The sequence below is a fragment of the Klebsiella sp. Sb-30 genome (genome assembly GCF_057652795.1).
The window spans coordinates 189,168-212,685 of sequence record NZ_CM172749.1 but is presented as its reverse complement, the minus strand read 5'-3'; the positions used below and the strand labels follow the sequence as shown (position 1 = coordinate 212,685).

General features: G+C 56.0%; 19 protein-coding genes. 10 read left to right on the top strand and 9 right to left on the bottom strand.

The window, feature by feature from the left end:
* Positions 1-78: 78 nt before the first annotated feature.
* On the bottom strand, positions 79-1,698 hold the full coding sequence (locus AC236I_RS00990; protein ID WP_015585541.1) for an ABC-F family ATP-binding cassette domain-containing protein: 1,620 nt from the start codon (positions 1,696-1,698) through the stop codon (positions 79-81).
* A 378-nt stretch (positions 1,699-2,076) separates the two neighbouring features.
* Here AC236I_RS00990 and AC236I_RS00985 point away from each other — a divergent pair, with 378 nt between their 5' ends.
* Positions 2,077-2,286 (top strand): YdgH/BhsA/McbA-like domain containing protein, encoded by a 210-nt coding sequence (locus AC236I_RS00985; protein WP_004868808.1) that lies wholly within the window; start codon positions 2,077-2,079, stop codon positions 2,284-2,286.
* Positions 2,287-2,361: 75 nt separating this feature from the next.
* Positions 2,362-2,550, top strand: coding sequence for a hypothetical protein (locus AC236I_RS00980; RefSeq protein WP_118860241.1), 189 nt, complete (start codon positions 2,362-2,364; stop codon positions 2,548-2,550).
* 98 nt (positions 2,551-2,648) lie between these two features.
* Here the strand turns inward: AC236I_RS00980 and glyS are convergent, their stop codons facing one another.
* The 3 genes from glyS to AC236I_RS00965 all read right to left on the bottom strand — a co-directional run bounded on the left by glyS (position 2,649) and on the right by AC236I_RS00965 (position 6,076).
* The gene (gene glyS, locus AC236I_RS00975; protein WP_004868810.1) at positions 2,649-4,718 is read right to left on the bottom strand and encodes a glycine--tRNA ligase subunit beta; all 2,070 of its coding nucleotides are present in this window, start codon (positions 4,716-4,718) and stop codon (positions 2,649-2,651) included.
* 9 nt (positions 4,719-4,727) lie between these two features.
* Positions 4,728-5,639, bottom strand: a complete 912-nt coding sequence (glyQ, locus tag AC236I_RS00970; RefSeq protein WP_004126458.1) for a glycine--tRNA ligase subunit alpha — start codon at positions 5,637-5,639, stop codon at positions 4,728-4,730.
* A gap of 137 nt (positions 5,640-5,776) precedes the next feature.
* Positions 5,777-6,076 (bottom strand): YsaB family lipoprotein, encoded by a 300-nt coding sequence (locus tag AC236I_RS00965; protein ID WP_240789041.1) that lies wholly within the window; start codon positions 6,074-6,076, stop codon positions 5,777-5,779.
* A 185-nt stretch (positions 6,077-6,261) separates the two neighbouring features.
* Between AC236I_RS00965 and AC236I_RS00960 the strand changes: the two genes are divergently transcribed.
* The gene (locus tag AC236I_RS00960) at positions 6,262-7,257 is read left to right on the top strand and encodes an acyltransferase (protein ID WP_015585539.1); all 996 of its coding nucleotides are present in this window, start codon (positions 6,262-6,264) and stop codon (positions 7,255-7,257) included.
* Between the two features lie 40 nt (positions 7,258-7,297).
* On the opposite strand, the gene xylB is transcribed toward AC236I_RS00960, so the two are convergent.
* Together xylB and xylA are read right to left on the bottom strand one after the other, a co-directional pair.
* Positions 7,298-8,755 carry a xylulokinase gene (gene xylB, locus AC236I_RS00955; RefSeq protein ID WP_004868816.1) on the bottom strand — a complete coding sequence of 486 codons (1,458 nt, stop codon included), beginning with the start codon at positions 8,753-8,755 and terminating at the stop codon, positions 7,298-7,300.
* Between the two features lie 87 nt (positions 8,756-8,842).
* Positions 8,843-10,165: a xylose isomerase gene (gene xylA, locus AC236I_RS00950; RefSeq protein WP_004868817.1), complete on the bottom strand. Its 1,323-nt coding sequence runs from the start codon at positions 10,163-10,165 to the stop codon at positions 8,843-8,845.
* A 375-nt stretch (positions 10,166-10,540) separates the two neighbouring features.
* Here xylA and xylF point away from each other — a divergent pair, with 375 nt between their 5' ends.
* The 4 genes from xylF (at position 10,541) to xylR (ending at position 15,602) form a co-directional block, all read left to right on the top strand.
* Positions 10,541-11,533: a D-xylose ABC transporter substrate-binding protein gene (xylF, locus tag AC236I_RS00945; protein ID WP_004868818.1), complete on the top strand. Its 993-nt coding sequence runs from the start codon at positions 10,541-10,543 to the stop codon at positions 11,531-11,533.
* 64 nt (positions 11,534-11,597) lie between these two features.
* On the top strand, positions 11,598-13,139 hold the full coding sequence (locus AC236I_RS00940; protein ID WP_487608671.1) for a xylose ABC transporter ATP-binding protein: 1,542 nt from the start codon (positions 11,598-11,600) through the stop codon (positions 13,137-13,139).
* Positions 13,117-14,298 carry a xylose ABC transporter permease XylH gene (gene xylH, locus AC236I_RS00935; protein WP_004868822.1) on the top strand — a complete coding sequence of 394 codons (1,182 nt, stop codon included), beginning with the start codon at positions 13,117-13,119 and terminating at the stop codon, positions 14,296-14,298. Before AC236I_RS00940 ends, xylH begins: the two co-directional genes overlap by 23 nt.
* A gap of 125 nt (positions 14,299-14,423) precedes the next feature.
* Entirely contained in the window at positions 14,424-15,602 is a 1,179-nt protein-coding gene (gene xylR / locus AC236I_RS00930; RefSeq protein WP_004868824.1) for a D-xylose utilization transcriptional activator XylR, read from the top strand.
* Between the two features lie 54 nt (positions 15,603-15,656).
* Here xylR and AC236I_RS00925 read toward each other — a convergent pair whose 3' ends face one another.
* Positions 15,657-16,475, bottom strand: coding sequence for a protein bax (locus AC236I_RS00925; RefSeq protein ID WP_071824661.1), 819 nt, complete (start codon positions 16,473-16,475; stop codon positions 15,657-15,659).
* A gap of 315 nt (positions 16,476-16,790) precedes the next feature.
* Between AC236I_RS00925 and AC236I_RS00920 the strand changes: the two genes are divergently transcribed.
* Positions 16,791-18,824, top strand: coding sequence for an alpha-amylase (locus AC236I_RS00920; RefSeq protein WP_487608670.1), 2,034 nt, complete (start codon positions 16,791-16,793; stop codon positions 18,822-18,824).
* 174 nt (positions 18,825-18,998) lie between these two features.
* Positions 18,999-20,258: a valine--pyruvate transaminase gene (gene avtA / locus AC236I_RS00915; RefSeq protein WP_004868832.1), complete on the top strand. Its 1,260-nt coding sequence runs from the start codon at positions 18,999-19,001 to the stop codon at positions 20,256-20,258.
* A gap of 82 nt (positions 20,259-20,340) precedes the next feature.
* Here the strand turns inward: avtA and AC236I_RS00910 are convergent, their stop codons facing one another.
* Both AC236I_RS00910 and yiaJ read right to left on the bottom strand, forming a co-directional pair.
* On the bottom strand, positions 20,341-20,829 hold the full coding sequence (locus AC236I_RS00910; protein ID WP_004868835.1) for a 4Fe-4S binding protein: 489 nt from the start codon (positions 20,827-20,829) through the stop codon (positions 20,341-20,343).
* A gap of 118 nt (positions 20,830-20,947) precedes the next feature.
* Positions 20,948-21,766, bottom strand: coding sequence for an IclR family transcriptional regulator YiaJ (gene yiaJ / locus AC236I_RS00905; RefSeq protein WP_004868836.1), 819 nt, complete (start codon positions 21,764-21,766; stop codon positions 20,948-20,950).
* Between the two features lie 223 nt (positions 21,767-21,989).
* Between yiaJ and AC236I_RS00900 the strand changes: the two genes are divergently transcribed.
* On the top strand, positions 21,990-23,510 hold the full coding sequence (locus AC236I_RS00900; protein WP_004868839.1) for a sugar ABC transporter ATP-binding protein: 1,521 nt from the start codon (positions 21,990-21,992) through the stop codon (positions 23,508-23,510).
* Positions 23,511-23,518 lie beyond the last annotated feature (8 nt).

Sequence of the window (23,518 nt, the reverse complement as noted above, 5' to 3'; positions counted from 1 at the left end):
GATCCCTGCCTCGCGGCGGGGATTTTTTTTTATCTGCTAATAAAAAACCGCCGCTCATCAGAGGGCGGTTTTTTGTCTTTAAAGCGCTGAGAAATGCCAGCCATCCTCCTGCCACGCCAGAGAGTGGGTCAGCCGCAGGCCGCGCAAAAAATCCTCATCATGAGAGACGACAATCATCGCGCCAGGAAAGGTGGCTAAAGCCGACTCAATAGCCCGAACGGAAGCCAAATCAAGATGGTTTGTCGGCTCATCCAGCAGCAGAAGCTGCGCCGCTTCACGCCGCCACAGCACGCAGGCCAGCGCGGCTTTGAGCCGTTCGCCGCCGCTTAAAGCCGACAGCGGCAGATTAATTTTATCCGCGCCCAGCTGCAGCCGGGCAAGGCGGCTGCGTAATACACCCGCCTCCAGCGGTGTGTCATCAAGATTAAGGTGCGCCATTACCGACAGCGACAGGTCCAGCTGCGTGAGATGCTGATCCAGCCAGGCCGCCTGCACCGACACCCGGCACTCGCCGGATAGCGGTGATTCCAGACCGACCAACGTTTTCAGCAGCGTGGTTTTCCCGCAGCCATTGGGGCCACGTAACGCCACGCGCAGCGGCCCGTCAAGACGCCAGTCGAGTGGCGGCATGGCAGAGAATGCCAGCTGCAAAGCTTCCAGGACCAACACCTGTTTGCCAGCGGCAACCTGGCTTCCCGGCAGAGTGAACATCACCGCGGCGTCCTCCTCCACCCGCTCACGGGCCTGGACAACCGCGGCATTCAGCGCGCTATTTTGCTCCCGGTGCTGGCGATGCAGTGTGCCAGGCCGCTCCTTCGCCGCCCCTTTATATTTTACCCGTTCAAAAGAGGCGATATTCAGTGTATCCACCACGCGCAGCGTCTGAGCAGAACGCCTCTGGCTGGCATCGTGTTCTTTTTGCATCCGCGCGCGCGTGCGACGACGCTCGGTGGCGGCATGGTCTAGCGCCGCGCGCGCCGCCTGCTGCTCCGCATCGCGCTGCAGTTGATAATCGGCATAGTTACCGCCGTAGCTTCGCAACGCACCGGGCGTCAGTTCGAGTATGCGCGACATGCGGGCCAACAGCGCGCGATCGTGACTGGCTATCAACGCCCCGCCAGGCCAGCATTCAAGCTGGTAATACAGCCAGTCGCGCCCCTGCCTGTCCAGGTGATTGGTTGGCTCATCCAGCAGCAGGTAATCGGCCGCGGAGAGAAAGGCGCCGCACAGCAGAGCTTTCACCCGCTCCCCGCCGCTCAATGATGATGCGGGTCGGTCAGGATCGAAATCCGCTAAACCGGCCTGGCGGAAACCTGCACTCAGGCGATCCGGGAGATCCCAGAAACCTTCGAGGCAATCGACATCGTCAGCCAGGGCCTCACCGCGCCCGAGGCGCTGCAAGGCAGCAAAGTGTGGTCCGTAGCCCAGCAGTGCGGCTAACGTGGTCTGCGGGGTTATCGTGTGCTGCTGAGCAACACAGGCCAGAGAAACGGGCCGTTCAATATGTCCGCCAGAAGGCGTATCGATACCGGCCAGCAGGCGCAGAAGGCGGGTTTTCCCGACGCCATTACGCCCGACCAGGCCACAGAGGGAATTTTCCAGCGAGACATTCAACGGGCCAAAAAGCGTTTCTCCCGTCGCAAACTGACAGGTGACCTGATGCAAAATAAAAGAGGGGGATTGGGCACAATGGGCCATAAGCACTCCTGAATGAAATTCATACTTCCCCTACAGACGCAGTGCGCCAGCAAGGACCGAATTCAGCAGGTGTGTTTATCCATTTTCAGTGTGCTCTCTGTGAGACGAGGGGTTCGTCGGGGCACAGGATAGCCATACTCGCCCCTTCATTTCAAGATGAATTTTTCAGCAAACGCGTTCGGGCTGAGCGGTTCTCCCGCAGCAGGAACGTCAAACGACCTCGAAATCACCCCGTTTTACACGCTTACTTTTCATTCTATTTTTTTGAATGAGATGCGCAAATTGTTCCAATTTTAATCGATCGATAATCGTTCTATTATTTATCACATCAGAGCAACAGCGCTCTATATCAAACAAAATCACTTAAGGAATACGACCATGAAATCCATCAAAACTTTCGTTGCAGTTTCTGCTCTTTCTCTGATGTCTTTCGGTGCTTTCGCACAGAGCGTCAGCTCCACCGCCTCCACGCTGGATCGCGCTGAAGCAAAAATTGCCGCCCAGGCCGCAGAACAAGGTGCCTCTTATAAAATTACCAGCGCCCAGTTCAATAACCGCGTGCACATGACCGCAGAACTGACCAAATAACGCAATCTGCTCTGCCGGGCCGCCGAAGGTTAACCAGACAGGCGACAACGACAGCACGATGAAAAGGAAGATAAAATGAAAAATCTCAGCGCGATCGCTGCCCTGTTTCTGGCCGCTTCATTGTCATCCGGTGCCATCGCCGCAGAGCATCGCCCCGCGCAGCCGGAAGCCGGGTCCAACATGGATAACTCAGTGCATCAGAACCGTATTAACGTCAGCCACGCTTTTGATAAAGAGAGTCTGACCGCGGGGAATTTGCAGTAAATCTGGCCGCCGAAAGGCGTCCGGGTGGGCGAGAGAGTCGCTTACCGGCATAAAAAAACCTGCCCCAGGGCAGGTTTTTTGTTATGCAAAACAGGCGATTATTGCAGCAGGGAAATATCCGCCACCTGCAGGAACAGGTCACGCAGTTTCGACAGCAGCGTCAGACGGTTGATACGGACCTCTTTGTCTTCCGCATTAACCATCACGTTTTCGAAGAACTCATCTACCGGTTCACGCAGGGAAGCCAGTTCGATCAGCGCTTCCTGATAACGGCCTTCGGCGAAGAACGGCTGCAGTTTGTCGCGCAGTACCACCAGATGGGTCGCCAGCTTGATCTCTGCGGCTTCTTTCAGCACGGAAGCGTGGACGGCGTCGTTCAGCGTCTCTTCGGATTTCGCAAGGATGTTGGACACGCGCTTGTTGGCTGCTGCCAGCGCGGCCGCTTCTTCCAGCGTACGGAAGTGAGACACCGCTTTCATGCGCGCGTCGAAATCAGCCGGACGAGTCGGACGACGTGCCAGTACCGCCTGGATGGTGTCGACCGTGTAGCCTTCATCCTGGTACCAGGCGCGGAAACGACCCAGCATGAAGTCAATGACGTCATCGACTACGTTGGCGTTCGTCAGCTTATCACCGTACAGACGCGCCGCTTCTTCGGTCAGCGTTTGCAGGTCCAGGTTCAGGTTCTTCTCAACGATGATACGCAGCACGCCGAGCGCGGCACGACGCAGCGCAAACGGGTCTTTATCGCCCTTCGGATGCTGGCCGATGCCGAAGATGCCCGCGAGGGTATCCATTTTATCGGCGATCGCCACGGCGCAGGCGACAGGGTTAGACGGCAGGTCATCACCGGCAAAGCGCGGCTGATACTGCTCGTTCAGCGCCACCGCCACATCTTCGGCTTCACCATCGTGACGCGCGTAGTGCATGCCCATGATGCCCTGGGTGTCGGTAAACTCGAACACCATGTTGGTCATCAGGTCACACTTGGAGAGCAGGCCCGCACGCGTGGCGTGGTTCACGTCTGCGCCAATTTGGCCCGCAATCCAGCCCGCCAGGGCCTGAATGCGGTCAGTCTTGTCGCGCAGCGTACCCAGCTGCTGTTGGAACAGCACGGTTTGCAGACGCGGCAGATGATCTTCCAGACGCTTTTTACGGTCGGTGTTGAAGAAGAACTCGGCATCCGCCAGACGCGGACGAACCACTTTTTCGTTCCCGGAGATAATCTGCAGCGGATCTTTCGACTCGATGTTGGTGACGAAAATAAAGTTCGGCAGCAGTTTGCCGTCATTGCCATAAACCGGGAAGTACTTCTGGTCGCCTTTCATGGTGTAAACCAGCGCTTCTGCCGGTACCGCGAGGAATTTCTCTTCGAATTTCGCGGTCAGCACCACCGGCCATTCCACCAGAGAGGCCACTTCTTCCAGCAGGCTTTCGCTCAGATCGGCGTTGCCGCCAATTTTGCGCGCCGCTTCTTCGGCATCGGCCTTAATTTTGGCTTTACGCTGCTCGTAGTCAGCAATGACTTTGCCGCGCTCAACCAGAATTTGCGGGTATTGATCGGCATTGTCGATGGTGAATTCCGGTTCGCCCATAAAGCGATGGCCGCGAATCACGCGATCGGAGGCAATGCCCAGAATGGTTGCCGGAACGACTTTGTCGCCCAGCAGCAGGGTCACGGTGTGAACCGGACGCACGAACTGCACGTCGGACGCGCCCCAGCGCATCAGTTTCGGGATCGGCAGTTTTGCCAGCGACGTCGCCACCATGTTCGGCAGCAGCGCTTCCGCGCTTTCGCCCTTCACATGCGCACGATACAGCAGCCATTCACCTTTGTCGGTGACCATGCGCTCGGCCTGGTCAACGGTGATACCGCAGCCACGCGCCCAGCCTTCGGCAGCTTTGCTCGGTTTGCCTTCCGCGTCGAACGCAGCAGAAACCGCCGGGCCACGTTTTTCGACTTCGCGATCGGGCTGAGCCGCCGCCAGGCCAGCGACTTTCAGCGCCAGACGGCGAGGAGCAGCGAACCACTCGACGTTGCCGTGAGCGAGGCCAGCGTTATCCAGCTCCGCGGTAAAGTTCGCAGCAAAAGATTCCGCCAGGCTGCGCAGGGCTTTTGGTGGCAGCTCTTCGGTGCCGATTTCCACCAGGAAAGTTTTTTCAGACATGGCCGCCTCTTATTTATTCTTGTTGCACATCGGGAAGCCCAGGGCTTCACGGGAAGCGTAATACGCTTCTGCCACGGCTTTAGTCAGGGTGCGAATGCGCAGAATATAGCGCTGACGCTCGGTGACGGAGATGGCTTTACGCGCGTCCAGCAGGTTGAAGCTGTGGGCGGCTTTCAGAATGCGCTCGTAGGCAGGCAGCGGCAGCGGGTTTTCCAGCGCCAGCAGCTGCTGCGCTTCTTTCTCATACTGCTCGAAGCAGGAGAACAGGAAGTCGACGTCTGCGTATTCAAAGTTGTAGGTGGACTGCTCCACTTCGTTCTGATGGAACACGTCGCCGTAGGTGGTTTTACCCAGCGGACCGTCGCTCCAGACCAGGTCGTAAACGCTGTCAACGCCCTGAATGTACATCGCCAGACGTTCCAGACCGTAGGTGATCTCGCCGGTCACCGGCTTACACTCCAGGCCACCGACCTGCTGGAAGTAGGTGAACTGCGTCACTTCCATCCCGTTCAGCCACACTTCCCAGCCGAGACCCCAGGCACCCAGCGTCGGGTTTTCCCAGTTGTCTTCCACGAAGCGGATGTCGTGAATGGTCGGATCCATACCCAGCTCTTTCAAAGACCCGAGGTACAGCTCCTGAATGTTGTCCGGCGAGGGCTTAATGACCACCTGGAACTGATAGTAGTGCTGTAAGCGGTTCGGGTTTTCGCCGTAGCGGCCGTCGGTCGGGCGACGGGAAGGCTGCACATAGGCAGTCGCCATCGGCTCTGGCCCCAGCGCACGCAGACAGGTCATTGGATGAGAGGTGCCGGCGCCAACTTCCATGTCCAGTGGTTGAACAATGGTGCAGCCCTGACGAGCCCAGTAATCCTGTAAGGTCAGGATCAGGCCCTGGAAGGTCCTGGTATCAAACTTTTGCATATTATTTCGTGCTGGATACGTGTGGATTTAAAGGAAGGGATCAGTATACCCGCTGGCTGCGAGATATACAGTACGAAACGGCGCTGTTTAAATAAAATTGCGGAAATTAACGCCATCACGCGGCATCAGGGGCCGATTTAGCGCATAGAAAGATGTAAAAACTGCCCGTCTGGATCGAAAGAACAGATAAAGTGCTCATTCTGCGATGTCAGGCCCGACAGCTCGTAGCTCCCCTGGAACTGCTCGAAGCGGCTAACGTCGACCATGCGGGGCCCCGTGCTGTAGCGTTTTGCCGCCTGATCCTTGCAAAGTTGCTCCATGTTCAGGGTAAGTTGCGGCGTAATCCGCGCACGTTGCGCTTTCTGCACCGGCTGAGGCGGCTGTTGGCTGCAGCCCGCCAGCAGGAGCAATAACAGTCCAGAAAAGAAATATTTCATCACTATTTTCCTCAACCGCCTTGTTAGCAAATTGTTATCGTGCAGGTTACGTGAAATTACCGGGGCATTGTGCGAATCTCTCCGCATCTCTACAAGAGCGTCGCGGCAAACTCGGAATTTTCCATTGCGACGTGGCCGGCCTGGAGGAGTCAGACCCTCTTTAAGAAGGAGCAACTGAGGTACCGATGCAGGAAAAAATAAACTGGATAACAAGTTTGCGCGGCATCGCATGCCTGATGGTGGTGATGATTCACAGCACAACCTGGTATATCACTCACCCTCATGCCATCAGCTTGCTGAACTGGGATATCGCCAACCTGCTTAATTCGGCTTCCCGCGTCAGCGTTCCGCTGTTTTTCATGATCTCCGGCTATCTGTTTTTCGGTGAGCGCAGCGCCCAACCGCGACATTTTCTGCGGATCGTACTGTGCGTGGTGTTTTACAGCGCCCTGTCCCTGCTCTACATCACGCTGTTCACCCATATCAACGTGGTGCTGTCGCTGAAGCATTTGCTGCAAAAGCCGGTGTTCTACCATCTGTGGTTTTTCTTCGCGATTATCGTCATTTACCTGCTCTCACCGTTGCTGCAGGTTAAGCAGGTCAGCGGCAAGATGCTGCTGATTCTGATGCTGGTAATTGGTCTTCTGGCAAACCCCAACATGGTGTCGGTTAAGGCTGGCGGCATCGAATGGCTACCGCTCAATCTCTATATCAACGGCGATACGTTTTACTATGTTCTGTATGGCGTGCTGGGGCGGGCGATCGGCATGATAGATACCGATAAAAAGTGGCTCACGCTGCTGTGCGCCGCGCTTTTCGCTACCGCGGTGTGGGTCATTTCCCGCGGGACACTGCATGAGCTGAAGTGGCGCGGCGACTTCGGCGATACCTGGTACTTGTATTGCGGGCCGGCGGTTTTTGTCTGCGCGATAACCCTGCTCACGCTGGTGAAGAATACCCTTAATACACGTCCGCTTCCTGCCCTGGCGCTGATTGCGCGCCATTCGCTGGGGATCTACGGATTTCATGCCCTGATTATTCATGCGTTACGCGCCAGCGGGCTGGAGCTGACGCGCTGGCCGCTGCTGGATATCTTCTGGATTTTCGGCGCAGCGTTGGGGGGCAGCCTGCTGCTGTCGATGCTGGTACAGCGCCTGGATAGCCGACGCCTGGTCAGCTAGCGCGGCGTAAACGTTAACCCGCCCCATCCGGGGCGGACGTTTATGACGACATCAGAGGCAGCAGCTGCTGATAAATCTGCCGGAACGTTTCGCGGCGCGGCGCATAGCGAGCAACACGCCCGGCATCCGGTCGATGAGCCTGTTCCAGCGGCAGCTGCGGCAGCAGATCTGAAAAAGCCGCCTCTTTGTGCTGCGCCAGCTGCGCTAACCGGGCGGCCCCAAGCGCAGGTCCAACGTCGCCGCCGGTACGGTAATCCAGCTGCTGGCCGCTGATATCAGCCAGCATCTGCCGCCACCAGGCGCTGCGGGCGCCGCCGCCAATCAGAGTGATGCTCTGCGGGGTCACGCCGCAGGCATGCACCACATCCATCCCATCGGCTAATGCGTAACCCACCCCTTCCAGTACCGCACGCGCCAGTTCTGCCGGGCCGTGCTGATGCGTCAGGCCAAAAAACACGCCTTTAGCATGAGGGTTGTTATGCGGCGTGCGCTCGCCGGAAAGATAGGGCAAAAACCAGATGGGATCGGCGTTTTCACTCGCCGATTCCGCCGCCGCCAGCAGCGCAGGCACCGTACCGAGACCGGTCAGTTTTGCCGCCCAGTCGAGGCAGGAAGCGGCGCTCAACATCACCGACATCAAATGCCAGCGTCCCGGCAGGGCGTGGCAAAAGCTGTGTACGGCGCTTTCAGGTTTGCTGAGGAAACCATTGCTGACGGCAAAATAGACCCCGGAGGTTCCCAGGGACAACATCGCCTGTCCGGCATCCGCCATGCCGACGCCTACCGCACCGGCAGCATTATCGCCGCCGCCAGCGACCACCAGCGCCTGCGGCATATTCCACGCCTGGGCGATAGCGGGGCGCAGTGTTCCCGTCACTTCACAGCCTTCAAATAACGCCGGCATATTATCGCGGCTCAGGCCGCAGGCGGCGAGCAGCTCATCGCTCCAGTCGCGTTTGGCCACATCCAGCCACATCGTCCCGGCGGCGTCCGACATATCGCTGGCAAACTCACCGGTCATGCGCAGGCGGAGATAATCTTTCGGCAACAGCACCTTATCCACCTGGCGGAAGATATCGGGTTCATGGTGCTGCACCCAAAGTAATTTTGGCGCCGTAAACCCCGGCATCATCAGGTTACCGGCAATTTGCCGCGAGCGGCTTACCGCTTTTTCCAGCTGGACACACTCGTCGCCGCTGCGGCCGTCATTCCACAAAATAGCCGGGCGCAGCACCCGCTGATGTTTATCCAGCAGCGTTGCACCGTGCATCTGCCCGGCGATCCCTACCGCTTTTACATCGCGCAGAGCGTGCTGTTCACCCAACGCTTTCATTGCGCGGTCCGTCGCCTGCCACCAGTGCTCCGGGTCTTGCTCGGACCATAGCGGGTGTGGGCGCGATACGGTGAGGGGCGCAGTGTGCGAAGCCAGCACCTCACCTTGCTCATTGAGCAAAATGGCCTTGACGCCCGAGGTGCCCAAATCAATCCCGATGTACATACGGTCTCTCCTTAACAGTGCGCCACGGCTAACCGTGGCGCAAGAAAGCGTGCTCTCACTCATACCCGGCAACGCCGGGTATCCTTATTACTTATCAAAGAGATAATGGTTAACCAGGTTTTCCAGCTGCTCCTGATGGCCGCTCTGATGCTGGGGAGCCAGATTATGCTGCGCCGCGTACTGCGCAATCTCCGTCAGCGTCATCTGCCCTTTCAGGATTTGCTGACCCAGGTCGCCATTCCAGCCGGCATAGCGTTTCGCGACCCGCTTATCCAGCTCGCCCTCTTCGATCATACGGGCCGCCACTTTCAGAGACAGCGCCATCGTATCCATCGCCCCAATATGACCATAGAACAGATCGTATTTATCGGTGCTCTGACGACGAACTTTGGCATCAAAATTCAGGCCGCCGGTGGTAAAGCCACCGGCTTTAAGAATTTCATACATCACCAGGGCATTCTCTTCCACGCTGTTCGGGAACTGATCGGTATCCCAGCCCAGCTGCGGATCGCCGCGGTTGGCATCCACGGAGCCGAACAGACCCAGCGCAATAGCGGTCGCAATCTCATGGTGGAAGGAGTGTCCGGCCAGGGTCGCATGGTTCGCTTCGATATTCAGTTTGATCTCTTTTTCGAGGCCAAACTGCTTGAGGAAACCGTAGACGGTAGAGGCATCATAATCGTACTGATGTTTGGTCGGTTCCTGCGGTTTTGGCTCAATCAGCAGCGTGCCCTGGAAGCCGATTTTATGTTTGTGTTCCACCACCAGCTGCATAAAGCGACCAATTTGCTCGCGCTCCTGGCGCAGATCGGTATTGAGCAGGGTTTCGTAGCCTTCGCGGCCGCCCCACAGAACATAGTTTTCCCCGCCCAGTTTGTGTGTGGCATTCATGGCGGTCACCACCTGAGTCGCCGCCCAGCTGAAAACCTCTGGATCCGGGTTGGTTGCCGCTCCAGCGCCGTAACGCGGGTTGGTAAAGCAGTTTGCCGTCCCCCACAGCAGCTTCACGCCGCTCTGTTCTTGCTTCGCCGCCAGGACATCGACCATCCGGGCAAAATTGTCCAGATACTCCTTCAACGACGCCCCTTCCGGAGAGACATCCACATCATGGAAGCAGTAGTACGGCACATTAAGCTTATGGAAAAACTCAAAGGCGACGTCGGCTTTACGTTTCGCCATTTCCAGCGCCTCGCCCGGCTGCTGCCACGGACGATTGAAGGAGCCCACGCCAAACATATCTGCCCCGTTCCAGCAGAAGGTATGCCAGTAGCAGGCGGCAAACCGCAGATGCTCTTCCATGCGCTTGCCCAGCACCATCTCGTCCGGGTTATAGTGACGGAACGCGAGCGGGTTGGTGGTTTTTGGGCCTTCATAACGAACGCGATCGAGTTGATCGAAATAGGTTTGCATAATGAACTCCATATTCAGGGAATGCGGCGGGTAACAAGTCATAAGCCAATATAGAATTCATGTTTTACTTTCCTCAATTACGTTATTTCACACCGCGATTGAGAGAATCCACAAACGTGCGCCAGATCGCACAACTGAATATTATCAACGCCCTCTCCACCATCCTTTCAATGACATATCAACGATATAGCTGTTTTATTTATTTTTAAAAACCAGATCGCGGTCATAAATCAGAAAACAAACTAAATTTCGTAATCCCAAAATAAGCACAGATAATTGCCAGTCCTCCGTTCACTGTTAAGAATCTACTACGTATCAGGCCGTTTCTTTACCCCGTTCGTCTTATCCTGCACTTTACAAAAAAGGCTGATTATTATGAAGATAAAGAACCTTTGCCTCACGCTCTGTGCTTCGCTCCTGCTGACCAGTATGGCGGGGATTGCGAAAGAAGTTAAGATTGGTATGGCCATTGACGATCTCCGCCTTGAGCGCTGGCAGAAAGACCGCGATATATTTGTCAACAAAGCCGAATCATTAGGCGCGAAAGTATTTGTTCAGTCCGCCAATGGTAATGAAGAAACACAAATGTCGCAAATTGAAAATATGATAAACCGCGGCGTTGATGTTCTGGTTATTATTCCCTACAACGGTCAGGTCTTAAGCAATGTGATTAAAGAAGCGAAACAGGAAGGCATTAAAGTTCTGGCCTACGACCGTATGATAAACAACGCAGATATTGATTTCTATATTTCCTTTGATAATGAAAAAGTGGGCGAAATGCAGGCTCAAAGCCTGGTGGATAAAACCCCTCAGGGAAATTACTTTCTGATGGGTGGTTCTCCGGTGGATAATAACGCCAAGCTGTTCCGTGCCGGACAAATGAAAGTCCTCAAGCCTTATATTGACGAAGGTAAAATTAAGATCGTTGGCGACCAGTGGGTTGACGGCTGGCTGCCGGAAAATGCATTAAAAATTATGGAGAACGCCCTCACCGCTAACAATAACAAAATCGATGCGGTTGTCGCTTCCAACGATGCTACCGCCGGCGGCGCGATTCAGGCATTAAGCGCGCAGGGTCTGGCGGGGAAAGTTGCCATTTCCGGCCAGGATGCCGACCTTGCTGGCGTGAAGCGCATTATTTCCGGCACGCAGACCATGACCGTCTATAAACCGATTACCACCCTTGCCACCACCGCCGCTGAAATTGCCGTCGAGCTCGGCAATGATAAAGCGCCGCATGCTGATACCTCGTTGAATAACGGACTTAAAGATGTCCCGTCCCGCCTGCTCACCCCGATCGAAGTGAATAAAGACAATATTGAACAGACGGTCATCAAAGACGGTTTCCACAAAAAGAGCGAATTATAATTCCTGACGCCCCTCGCCGGGGCGTCATTCTCGTCCAGCCGGATATCGCTTATGCGGAGCATCTATGTCCTGGTTACTAGAAATGAAAAATATCACCAAAACCTTCGGGACCGTGAAGGCGGTAGACAATATCAGCCTGCGGCTTAACGCCGGAGAAGTTGTCTCACTTTGCGGCGAAAACGGTTCTGGTAAATCCACGCTCATGAAAGTCCTGTGCGGAATTTATCCGCACGGCAGCTATGACGGTGAAATTATTTTCGCCGGTGAAACGCTTAAGCCCAATCATATTCGCGACACCGAACGCAAAGGTATCGCCATTATTCACCAGGAGCTCGCGCTGGTTAAGCACCTGAGCGTTCTGGAGAATATTTTTCTTGGCGCGGAAATCTCCCGCTATGGTCTCCTTGATTATGAAACCATGACCCTGCGCTGTCAGAAGCTGCTGGCGCAGGTGAATTTAACGATTTCACCCGATACCCGCGTCGGCGATCTCGGGCTGGGGCAGCAACAGCTGGTTGAAATTGCCAAAGCGCTCAATAAGCAGGTGCGTTTATTAATACTTGATGAACCCACCGCCTCATTAACCGAGCAGGAAACGGCCATTCTGCTGGATATCATTCGCGATCTGCAGGCCCACGGCATCGCCTGTATTTATATTTCCCACAAGTTGAATGAGGTGAAAGCCATCTCAGACACCATCTGCGTCATTCGCGACGGCCAGCATATCGGCACCCGCGACGCCAGCGACATGAATGAAGATGATGTGATAACCATGATGGTTGGCCGCGAACTCACCGCCCTCTACCCGAACGAGCCGCACGACTGCGGCGACGAAATTCTACGCGTCGAGCATTTGACCGCCTGGCATCCGGTCAACCGGCACATTAAGCGGGTCAACGATATCTCTTTTTCACTGCGTCGCGGTGAAATCCTCGGCATTGCCGGACTGGTCGGCGCCGGGCGTACCGAGGCCGTACAGTGCCTGTTTGGCGTCTGGCCGGGACGCTGGGAAGGGAAAGTGTTTATTGACGGTCAACCGGTGGCTATCCACCACTGCCAGCAGGCTATCGCCCACGGTATTGCCATGGTCCCTGAGGACCGCAAGAAAGACGGGATCGTGCCGGTGATGGCGGTAGGTAAGAACATCACTCTGGCGGCGTTAAGTCAGTTTACCGGCCCGCTGAGCAGCCTGGATGACGCCGGGGAGCAGCACTGTATCCAGCAATCTATCCAGCGGCTGAAAATCAAAACGTCATCGCCAGAGCTGGCCATTGGCCGCCTGAGCGGCGGCAATCAACAGAAAGCGATTCTGGCCCGCTGCCTGTTGCTGAATCCGCGCATCCTGATTCTCGATGAACCCACTCGCGGCATCGATATCGGTGCGAAATACGAAATCTACAAATTGATTAATCAGCTGGTGCAGCAGGGGATCGCCGTCATCGTCATCTCATCAGAGCTGCCGGAAGTTCTCGGGTTAAGCGATCGGGTGCTGGTCATGCATGAAGGCAAGCTGAAAGCCAATTTAGTCAATCATCATCTGACCCAGGAGCAGGTGATGGAAGCCGCGTTGAGGAGCGAACACCATGTCGAAAAACACGTCGTCTGAGATAAAAATCATCCCGCCCGCCCCTGCCGGTCTGTCTGGATTCAAAGGGCTGAACCTTCAGGTTTTTGTGATGATCGCCGCGATTGTGGTGATTATGCTGTTCTTCACCTGGGCCACCGAAGGCGCCTATTTAAGCGCGCGAAACATTTCTAACCTGCTGCGGCAGACGGCGATCACCGGCATCCTGGCGGTCGGGATGGTGTTCGTCATTATTTCCGCCGAAATCGATCTTTCCGTGGGCTCGATGATGGGGTTGCTCGGCGGCGCGGCGGCAATTTTTGACGTCTGGCTCGGCTGGCCGCTGCCGCTGACCATTGCGGTCACCCTGGTGATGGGGCTGGTACTCGGCGCCTGGAACGGCTGGTGGGTCGCCTACCGTAAAGTCCCGTCGTTTATCGTCACCCTCGCCGGAATGCTGGCGTTCCGCGGTATTCTGATCGGGATAACCAACGGCACCACCGTCTCCCCCACCAGCCCGGCCATGTCGCAAATTGGACAAAGCTATCTGCCCGACGGCCTGGGTTTCGGCATCGGCGTCATTGGTATGGCGGCCTTTATTGTCTGGCAATGGCGCGGTCGCCTGCGTCGTCAATCCCTGGGATTAACCACATCAGCGCCAACCTCGACGGTGGCACGCCAGAGCATTACCGCGGTTATCGTGCTCGGCGCCATCTGGCTATTAAACGATTATCGCGGCGTCCCGACGCCGGTTCTCATCCTGGCAGCTCTGCTGCTGGCGGGGATGTTTATGGCCACCCGAACGGCCTTTGGCCGGCGAATTTATGCCATTGGCGGTAACCTGGAAGCGGCACGCCTGTCGGGGATTAGCGTTGAACGAACCAAGCTGGCCGTTTTCGCCATCAATGGTCTGATGGTGGCCATCGCCGGTCTGATCCTCAGTTCGCGTCTCGGTGCCGGTTCGCCTTCAGCCGGTAACATCGCCGAGCTGGATGCTATCGCCGCCTGCGTTATCGGCGGCACCAGCCTCGCCGGCGGGGTAGGCAGCGTCGCCGGCGCCGTCATGGGGGCATTTATCATGTCGGCGCTGGATAATGGTATGAGCATGATGGACGTCGCCACCTTCTGGCAGTACATCGTCAAAGGTGCCATTTTACTGCTGGCGGTATGGATGGATTCGGCGACAAAGCGCAGAACGTAAGCCCGCTTAATGGAAGAATGCCCGAATTCTATGCGCTACCACCAGATTTATGCATAAGACGCTTGTCATGATTCGGGCATTGGCCGGTATTGTATGGCCAGAAAGAGAGACCAGGAAAAGAGACTATGTTTGCAAAGCGCCACCGTATTACGCTGCTATTCAATGCCAACAAAGCCTACGACCGACAGGTGGTCGAGGGGGTAGGAGAATATTTACAGGCATCGCAACAGGAATGGGATATCTTCATCGAAGAGGATTTTCGGGCGCGTATCGAGAATATCAGGGAGTGGCTGGGCGACGGCGTGATTGCTGATTATGACGACCCGGAAATCGAAAGACTGCTGGCCGACGTCGAGGTCCCGATTGTCGGCGTCGGCGGCTCCTACCATCGCCCCGAATGCTATCCCCCGGTGCACTATATTGCGACGGATAACGCCGCGCTGGTCGAAAGCGCCTTCCTGCATCTGAAAGAAAAGGGCGTCCAGCGCTTCGCCTTTTACGGGCTGCCCACTTCCAGCGGAAAACGCTGGGCTGTCGAGCGCGAACACGCGTTTTGCCAGCTGGTCGCGAAGGAGAAATATCGCGGCGTGGTTTACCAGGGGCTGGAGACCGCGCCGGAAAACTGGCAACACGCGCAGAACCGTCTCGCGGACTGGCTGCAAACGCTCCCCCCGCAAACCGGAATCATCGCCGTGACCGATGCCCGCGCTCGCCACGTGCTTCAGGCCTGCGAGCTGCTGCATATTCCGGTGCCGGAAAAGCTGTGCGTCATCGGTATTGATAATGAAGAGCTGACCCGCTACCTGTCGCGCGTGGCGCTCTCCTCCGTCGCGCAGGGAACCCGGCAGATGGGTTACCAGGCGGCCAAGCTGCTGCATCGACTGCTGGATAAAGAGCCGCTGCCGCTGCAGCGCCGGCTGGTGCCGCCGATGCGCGTCGTTGAACGACGCTCTACGGACTATCGTTCGCTCACCGACCCGTCGGTGATTCAGGCGATGCACTACATCCGCAATAACGCCTGCAAGGGCATCAAGGTCGAGCAGGTGCTGGATGCCGTCGGCATCTCCCGCTCTAACCTCGAGAAGCGCTTCAAGGAGGAGGTCGGCGACACCATTCACTCCATCATTCACAGAGAGAAACTCGAAAAGGCCCGCAGCCTGCTGGTCTCTACCACGCTATCGATTAATGAAATTTCGCAAATGTGCGGCTATCCGTCGCTGCAATATTTCTATTCGGTATTTAAGAAAGAGTACGACGTGACGCCGAAGGAGTACCGGGATCGGCACAGTGAAGTGATGATGTAGGGCCGATGAGATCGAAAAGAAAATGCCCGGGGCTTATGCTCCGGGCATTCGCTATTACATATGGGCAGCGATCAGCCGCTGGTTGTCCTGATACATCGCGAAGAGATAGTTGTTGTAGCTCGAACCTTTCGTCGAATAGCCCTTCAGCTTATGAATCATGGTGCTGGCCGTCACTTCCTGATCCGTTTTACGCAGCTGCGCACGGGATTTACGGAAGGACTTGTATGCCGGATGCGTGTTCAGGTTCGTCACATAAGCCTGTACAGACTCCTCCACGGAATCAAACTGGGAGTAGCCTTTCATCGCACCGCGGCAGTTTCCGCCGCCGCATTTCATACCAAACAGATTGTTGTTCATCCGCGCCAGTTTGGACGTCCCCCAGCCGCTTTCCGCCGCCGCCATGGTCGCCACCATACTGTTCGGAATGATGTCAACGCGTTCCATCAGCGTGTTCCAGGGAATATGGCGCGTATTACCAGACCATTTCACCTTATAGCGTGCCGTAATATCCTTCAGACGCGTACGCTCTGTCGGTGACCAGCGCGAGTCGTATTGCTTGGCAACAAGCCAGTTACGATCGGCGGTAATCACCTGATTCTGTTTAGTAATATAAGGCATTACTGTCCGGAGAAACGCTTTTTTCCTTGGGGTTCCGGAAGGGTATTTTCGCAAATCAGGAAGTGAACTACTCTTTACACTATTGCGAGAATACTCTTGTTTACTGCTTACCTTAACTTGACTACTTTTCTTTACTTGTGAGGCTTTATGACTCGTTGTTGCTGTGTGGGTTGTTGCCAACACACTACCTGAAAATATGCAGGTAAGTAACATGAGTATCGCAGCCCCATATCGTCGCATGGGAATCGATATCATTAGGTCTCCTGGTCGGATTTAATCATTCCAACACCTTGTTTTACGCAAAAAAACGTTAATTGAGTCGCGAATAGTATCAAAAATACCCAGTGAGAGCACTAACAGAAATAGTCCAATTCCTAAAAGCTGTCATCTGAAATCGGTTTCCGCGCCGTCATCATGGGGCAAAAATGCTAGCGTCGTCTCATTTTTTGCCTGTTTTTTGACCGCTGTCACTCACCCCTTTTTGTCATCCCTGCAAAAGCGCAGATGGGATGAGTTCATTACCCGCTTTGCCGGGCAAACTGAACAAAAAACCGCTCACAGGACTCCAGAATGAAACTCGCTGCGCTAGCGTCGCTCTTGTTGCCAGGAATGGCCTTCGCCGCCTGGACCACCGCCGATTTTCCGGCCTTTACCGAAGAGGGCACCGGCAGGTTTATCAGTCAAAACGAGGTGGCGAAGGGTACACGTCCGCTACAAATTAATTTTGACCAACAGTGCTGGCAGCCCGTCGGCGCCATCAAACTCAACCAGATGCTCTCCATGGAACCCTGCCGCGGCACCCCTGCACAGTGGCGGGTCTTCCGCGAAGGTCGCTACACCCTTGAAGTCGATACTCGCTCCGGTACGCCGACGCTGATGCTTTCTCTGGAGGAAAAAGAGGCGGCGACAGCTTCCGCGCCGCAGCTGCGTCAGTGTCCAAAATGGGATGGTAAGCCGCTGACGCTGGATGTCAGCAAGACCTTTGCCGAGGGCAGCAAAGTCCGTGATTTCTACAGCGGCAATGTCGCCACGGTCAGCGCCGGGAAAATTACGCTGCAGCCGGCCCCCAACAGCAATGGTTTATTGCTGCTTGAAAGTGCGGAAACCACCGCCGACGCGCCTTTCAACTGGCATAACGCCACCGTCTATTTCGTGCTGACCGACCGTTTCGTCAACGGTAACCCGGCCAACGACAACAGCTATGGACGCCACAAAGACGGTATGCAGGAAATCGGCACCTTCCACGGCGGCGACCTGCAAGGGCTGACCAGCAAACTCGACTACCTGAAAGCGTTGGGCGTTAACGCACTGTGGATAAGCTCGCCGCTGGAACAAATTCACGGCTGGGTCGGCGGCGGAACCAAGGGCGATTTCCCGCATTACGCCTACCACGGCTACTACGCCCAGGACTGGACAAAGCTGGATGCCAATATGGGTACTGAGGAGGATTTGCGTCGCCTTGTCGATGAGGCGCACAAGCGCGGTATTCGCATCCTGTTCGATGTGGTGATGAACCACACCGGCTACGCCACCCTCGCCGATATGCAGACGTTCAAATTCGGCTCGCTGTATCTGCAGGGCGACGAACTGAAAAAAACGCTCGGGGAACACTGGACCAACTGGAAACCCGGCCCGGGACAGACCTGGCACAGCTTCAACGACTACATCAACTTCAGCGATAAAGCCGGCTGGGAAAAATGGTGGGGGAAAAAATGGATTCGTACCGATATCGGCGACTACGACAACCCAGGCTTTGACGATCTGACCATGTCCCTGGCTTTTCTGCCGGATCTGAAAACCGAATCAACCGCCCCTTCCGGGCTGCCGAATTTCTATCAACAAAAGCCTGATACGGCGGCAAAAGTGATTCCAGGCTATACGCCGCGCGATTATCTGACCCACTGGTTGAGTCAGTGGGTACGTGATTACGGCATTGACGGCTTCCGCGTCGATACCGCCAAACACGTCGAGCAGGCTGCCTGGCAGCAGTTGAAAACCCAGGCCACTGCGGCGCTGGCGGAATGGAAAAAGGCCAATCCGGATAAAGCGCTGGATAACGCGCCTTTCTGGATGACCGGTGAAGCCTGGGGTCATGGGGTAATGCAGAGCGATTACTACCGCCACGGTTTTGATGCGATGATTAACTTCGACTACCAGGATCAGGCGGCGAAAGCGTCAGGCTGTCTCTCCAGTATTGACCTGACCTGGCAGCAGATGGCGGATAAACTGCAGACGTTTAACGTTCTGAGCTACCTCTCCTCCCACGACACGCGCCTGTTCCGCGAAGGCGGCAGCACTGCGGCAGAACTGCTGCTGCTCGCACCAGGCGCGGTACAGCTCTTCTATGGCGATGAGTCCGCGCGGCCATTCGGACCTACCGGCTCAGATCCGTTGCAGGGGACACGTTCGGATATGAACTGGCAGGACGTCGAGGGTAAAGCCGCGCTCAGCGTCACCCACTGGCAGAAACTCGGCCAGTTCCGCGCCCGCCACCCGGCAATCGGGATGGGTAAACAAACCACGCTCTCTATGCCGCAAGGTTACGGTTTCGTCCGTGAAAACGTCGATGACAAAGTCATGGTGGTATGGGCAGGCCAACGATAGCCCCGCTTCTGATGGCTCCCCGATCTCTTTGGGGAGTCTTTTCAGAATAAAAAACTAATCCCCATCGATAATCCAGCATAAAAATGAAATCTTCGACTTTCCTGCCGATTTGCACCGCGTCGAGGCTGGCGTTATGGTTATCCACTTTCCAGGAAGACCGATAGATTATCCGCAATGACATTTTCACTTTTCGGCGACAAATTTACCCGTCATTCAGGCATCACCCGCTTGATGGAAGACCTCAATGACGGCCTGCGCACGCCGGGCGCAATCATGCTGGGCGGCGGTAATCCCGCGCAGATCCCGGAAATGAACGAATACTTCCAGAACCTGCTGGCTGACATGCTCGCCAACGGCAAAGCCCTTGATGCGCTTTGTAATTACGACGGTCCGCAGGGAAAAAGCGAGCTGCTGACCGTGCTGGCGCAGATGCTGCGTGAAGAGCTGGGCTGGGAGATCGAACCACAGAATATTGCGCTAACAAATGGCAGTCAGAGTGCGTTTTTCTACTTATTTAACCTCTTTGCCGGGCGCCGTGCGGATGGCACTACCCGCAAAGTCCTGTTCCCGCTGACGCCGGAATATATCGGCTACGCCGACTCGGGCCTCGAAGAGGATCTGTTTGTCGCCACCCGCCCGAATATCGAGCTGCTGCCAGAAGGCCAGTTTAAATACCACGTCGATTTCGAGCATCTGCAGGTCACCGAAGAGACGGGGATGATTTGTGTCTCTCGCCCGACCAACCCGACCGGTAACGTGATTACCGACGAAGAGCTGATCAAACTGGATGCGCTGGCCCACCAACACGGCGTCCCGCTGGTGATTGATAACGCGTATGGCGTGCCTTTCCCGGGAATTATTTTCAGCGACGCCAGGCCGCTCTGGAACCCGAATATTGTGCTGTGTATGAGCCTGTCCAAGCTGGGCCTGCCGGGCAGCCGCTGCGGGATCATCATAGCCAATGAGAAAATCATTACCGCTATCAGCAACATGAACGGGATTATCAGCCTTGCGCCGGGCGGAATGGGGCCGGCGATGATGTGCGAAATGATCAAACGTCATGACCTGCTGCGCCTGTCGGAAACGGTCATCAAGCCGTTCTACTATCAGCGCGTACAGGAAACTATCGCCATTATCCGTCGCTATCTGCCGGAAGATCGCTGCCTGATTCATAAACCTGAAGGGGCGATTTTCCTCTGGCTGTGGTTTAAAGATCTGCCGATCTCCACCGAACTGCTGTACCAGCGGCTGAAAAAACGCGGTGTATTGATGGTTCCGGGCGACTACTTCTTCCCGGGGCTGGATAAACCCTGGCCGCACACGCATCAGTGCATGCGTATGAACTACGTACCGGATCCGCAAAAAATCGAAGCGGGCGTGCAAATCCTCGCCGAAGAGATTGAGCGGGCCTGGAGTGAACAGGGCGCCGCGTAACCGGCTCATCGCCATCGGCCAACCCGTAGCCCGGACAGGCGCACCAGCGCCGCTTCCGGGGAACACGCCGCAAGCATCATCGCTACATCGCCAGCGCCATGCGCTGGCGACGCTCGGCGCTAAGTCTTTCCAGCTCGCTCGGTTCCATGCAGCGCAGCGCCTGGGTCGGACAGGCCGCCACGCAGGCCGGGCCTTCGTCGGTGTGGCTGCATAAATCGCATTTCAGCGCCTGCACCCCTTCCCCGGTCATCATCACGCTCATCGCCCCGTACGGGCAGGCCACCATACAGCTTTTACAGCCGATACAGCGCCGCTGGTCGACGCGCCAGACCCCACGGTCGCGCTGGATAGCCTCAACCGGACAGACATTGGCGCAGGGTGCGTCTTCACATTGCCGGCACAGGGTGGCCGTAGACAGCGCATCGCTTTTCACCACCCGGATACGGGGCGCAAACTGAGTCGCAGAAACCGTCGAACAACTTTGGTCGTGCTGATGGGAGACCACGCAGGCCACTTCACAGGTACGGCAGCCAATACACTTCTGGGCATCCGCGATGATAAAACGGTTCATCCACTGCTCCATTGGGGATAAAACGGCAGCGTGCCAGAAATATCCTCCTGCGCGCCTTGATCCTGAATGGAGTCAGCGGTTTTTTTTCCGTTACGTCAGCGGAATTTGGTCATCTGCCTTAGCTTTCCCGTACGGCAAAACCCAGCTCACGTGAAATCGCCTCTGCGGTATCGCGCAGCGGTTTCAGCAAGTTCTTTTCGCCCACCTGCTTCAGGCGCGAGGTCGACAGGGAGATAGAAATTGCATAAGGCACCCGACGATGGATATCAAACACCGGGACCGCCAGACAGGAGACGCCTAGTTCGTTCTCTTCCCGGTCCATCGCCATATTGCGCTCGCGGATCTGCGCCAGCTCATCATGCATTGCGGGCAGCCCGGTGATGGTATTCCGGGTCAGTGGCTGAATAATATCCTGGTGAGTTTCCCAGTAGTTCTCGACATAGTCAGGGTGCCCAAAGGCCATGTAGATCTTGCCCATCGCCGAGCAGTACAGCGGCATATGCTGGCCGATATAGGCCCGCGTGCGCAGCATCCCGGTGGTGGGTTCCAGCTTGTAAATCAGAATGGCGTGGTCATCTTCCCGACTGGAGAAGTTCACCGTTTCGCCGGTAACCAGGTTCAACGTCTCGAGATGCGGCGCGGCAACGTGGATGATATTCAGCGAGGAGAGCGCTTTTTGCCCCACCGCAATGAACTTGGTGGTCAGCCGATAGCTACCGGCTGCGGGTGCGGGCGTCACATAGCCGCAGGATTGTAGCCCCTGCAACAGGCGATGGACGGTGCTTTTGTTCAGGCCCGCCAGCTCCGAAAGGTGCGCCAGCGGGCAACCGTTCGGATAGTTACTGAGGATTTCAATCAGCATCAACCCGCGGAACAGGCTCTGGCTTCCCGCAGGCCTTTCTTTGTCTTGCGTCATTTCTCTCTCTTTTGTGTCCATCGCGTCAGCTCCCCTTTTCGACCCGCACTGATGGTAGCGCAAAGTGTGTTTCACTTCACGATCTGAACAGAAATTTTGTAATTGACTGATTTTATTGAATTTCAAAAACAACCTCTTCGATTGCTTTGTGAAATCATGATCGATATATTTGAAATCAGATTTCGCATAGTGAAATTTATAGCGTGCAAAACGTTCTTTCCCACACGGCGGGAGGTCACCTTAAATGGCAGAAGCAGCAGTGTTGTCTCCGTTGTTATCCATGCGCCACATTATCAAGCGCTTTGGTGGAAATGTGGCGGTCAATAACGTCAGTCTGGATATTTATCCGGGCCAGGTTGTGGCACTGCTGGGAGAAAACGGTGCCGGTAAATCGACGCTGATTAAGGTGCTGGCGGGCGTCTATTCCCGCGATGGTGGCGAGATCCTGTTTCGCGGTCAGCCGGTGGATTCCGCCGCCGCGTTACGTCAGGGTAACGAACAGCCTATCGCCTTTATTCATCAGGATTTAGGCCTGGTAGAGTGGATGACCGTCGCCGAAAACATGGCGCTGGTGATGGGTTTCCCCCGTCGCTTCGGCCTGATTGACTGGGCGGCCACCAAACGCCAGGCGCAAAAAGCGCTGGAAGATATCGGCATTCAGCTCGACCCGGATGACCGCGTGTTTGACCTTTCCCGCACCGAAAAATCCCTGCTGGCGATTGCCCGCGCGGTGGCAGTTGACGCCTCGGTGCTGGTGCTCGATGAACCGACAGCCTCACTGCCTGCCGACGATGTCCGCCACCTGTTCCGCGTGATGAACATCCTGCGCGAGAAGCAGGTTGGCATGATTTACATCACCCACCGCCTGGATGAGGTGATGGAGATGGCGGATACCGTTTGCGCGATGCGCGACGGCTGCTACGCCGGGGGCGGCGATATCGCTCGCTATAGCTTGCGTGGTCTGGTCGAGCTGATTGTGGGCGAAAGCCTCGGCGGCGATCGGCGTCAGGCCTTACCCGATGCCAGCGCGCCGGTGCTGTTGAAAATGGACAACGTCAAAGTGGGCGATACCGGGCCGGTCTCCTTTGAGCTGCGTGCCGGTGAGATGGTGGCACTCGCCGGTCTGCGGGGTGCCGGTCAGGAAGAGATTGGACGTTTACTGTTTGCCTGCAGGCCGCAGGAGAGTGGACAAATCACGTTAAGTGGCGTGCCGTTTACGGCGACAACACCAGGGGAAGCGATGTCCGCAGGCATCTCTTTTGTCGCCGGCGACCGTCTTCATGAAAGCCTGATTCCGGGCATGATGGTGCGTGAAAACCTGTTTATGAACCCTTGTAAACACGGCCATGCGCTGTTTTCCCGCTATAACGAAAAAAGCGAAGCGCCGCTGAGCCGGGAGAAAATCCGCCAGTTCGACGTGCGCCCTGCGCAGATAAATATTGAAATCAGTGCGCTGTCGGGCGGCAACCAGCAAAAAGTAGTCATGGCACGCTGGCTCTCGCTCAATGCCCCGCTGCTCATCCTGGAAGATCCTTCTGCTGGCGTTGATGTAGGCGCACGCGCAGAAATTTACGATTTACTCAATCAGGCGCTGCAAAACGGCGTTGCCATTCTGGTCATCTCCAACGACCTGGAAGAGGTAGCGCACATCTGTAACCGGGCATTGGTGTTTAACCGCGGGCAGATCGTCGGCGAACTTCTCAACCAGGATGTCACCTTTGCCAGATTGCTTGAGCTGGCATCAGGCAGCGGCACCATACATTAAGTCGGAGT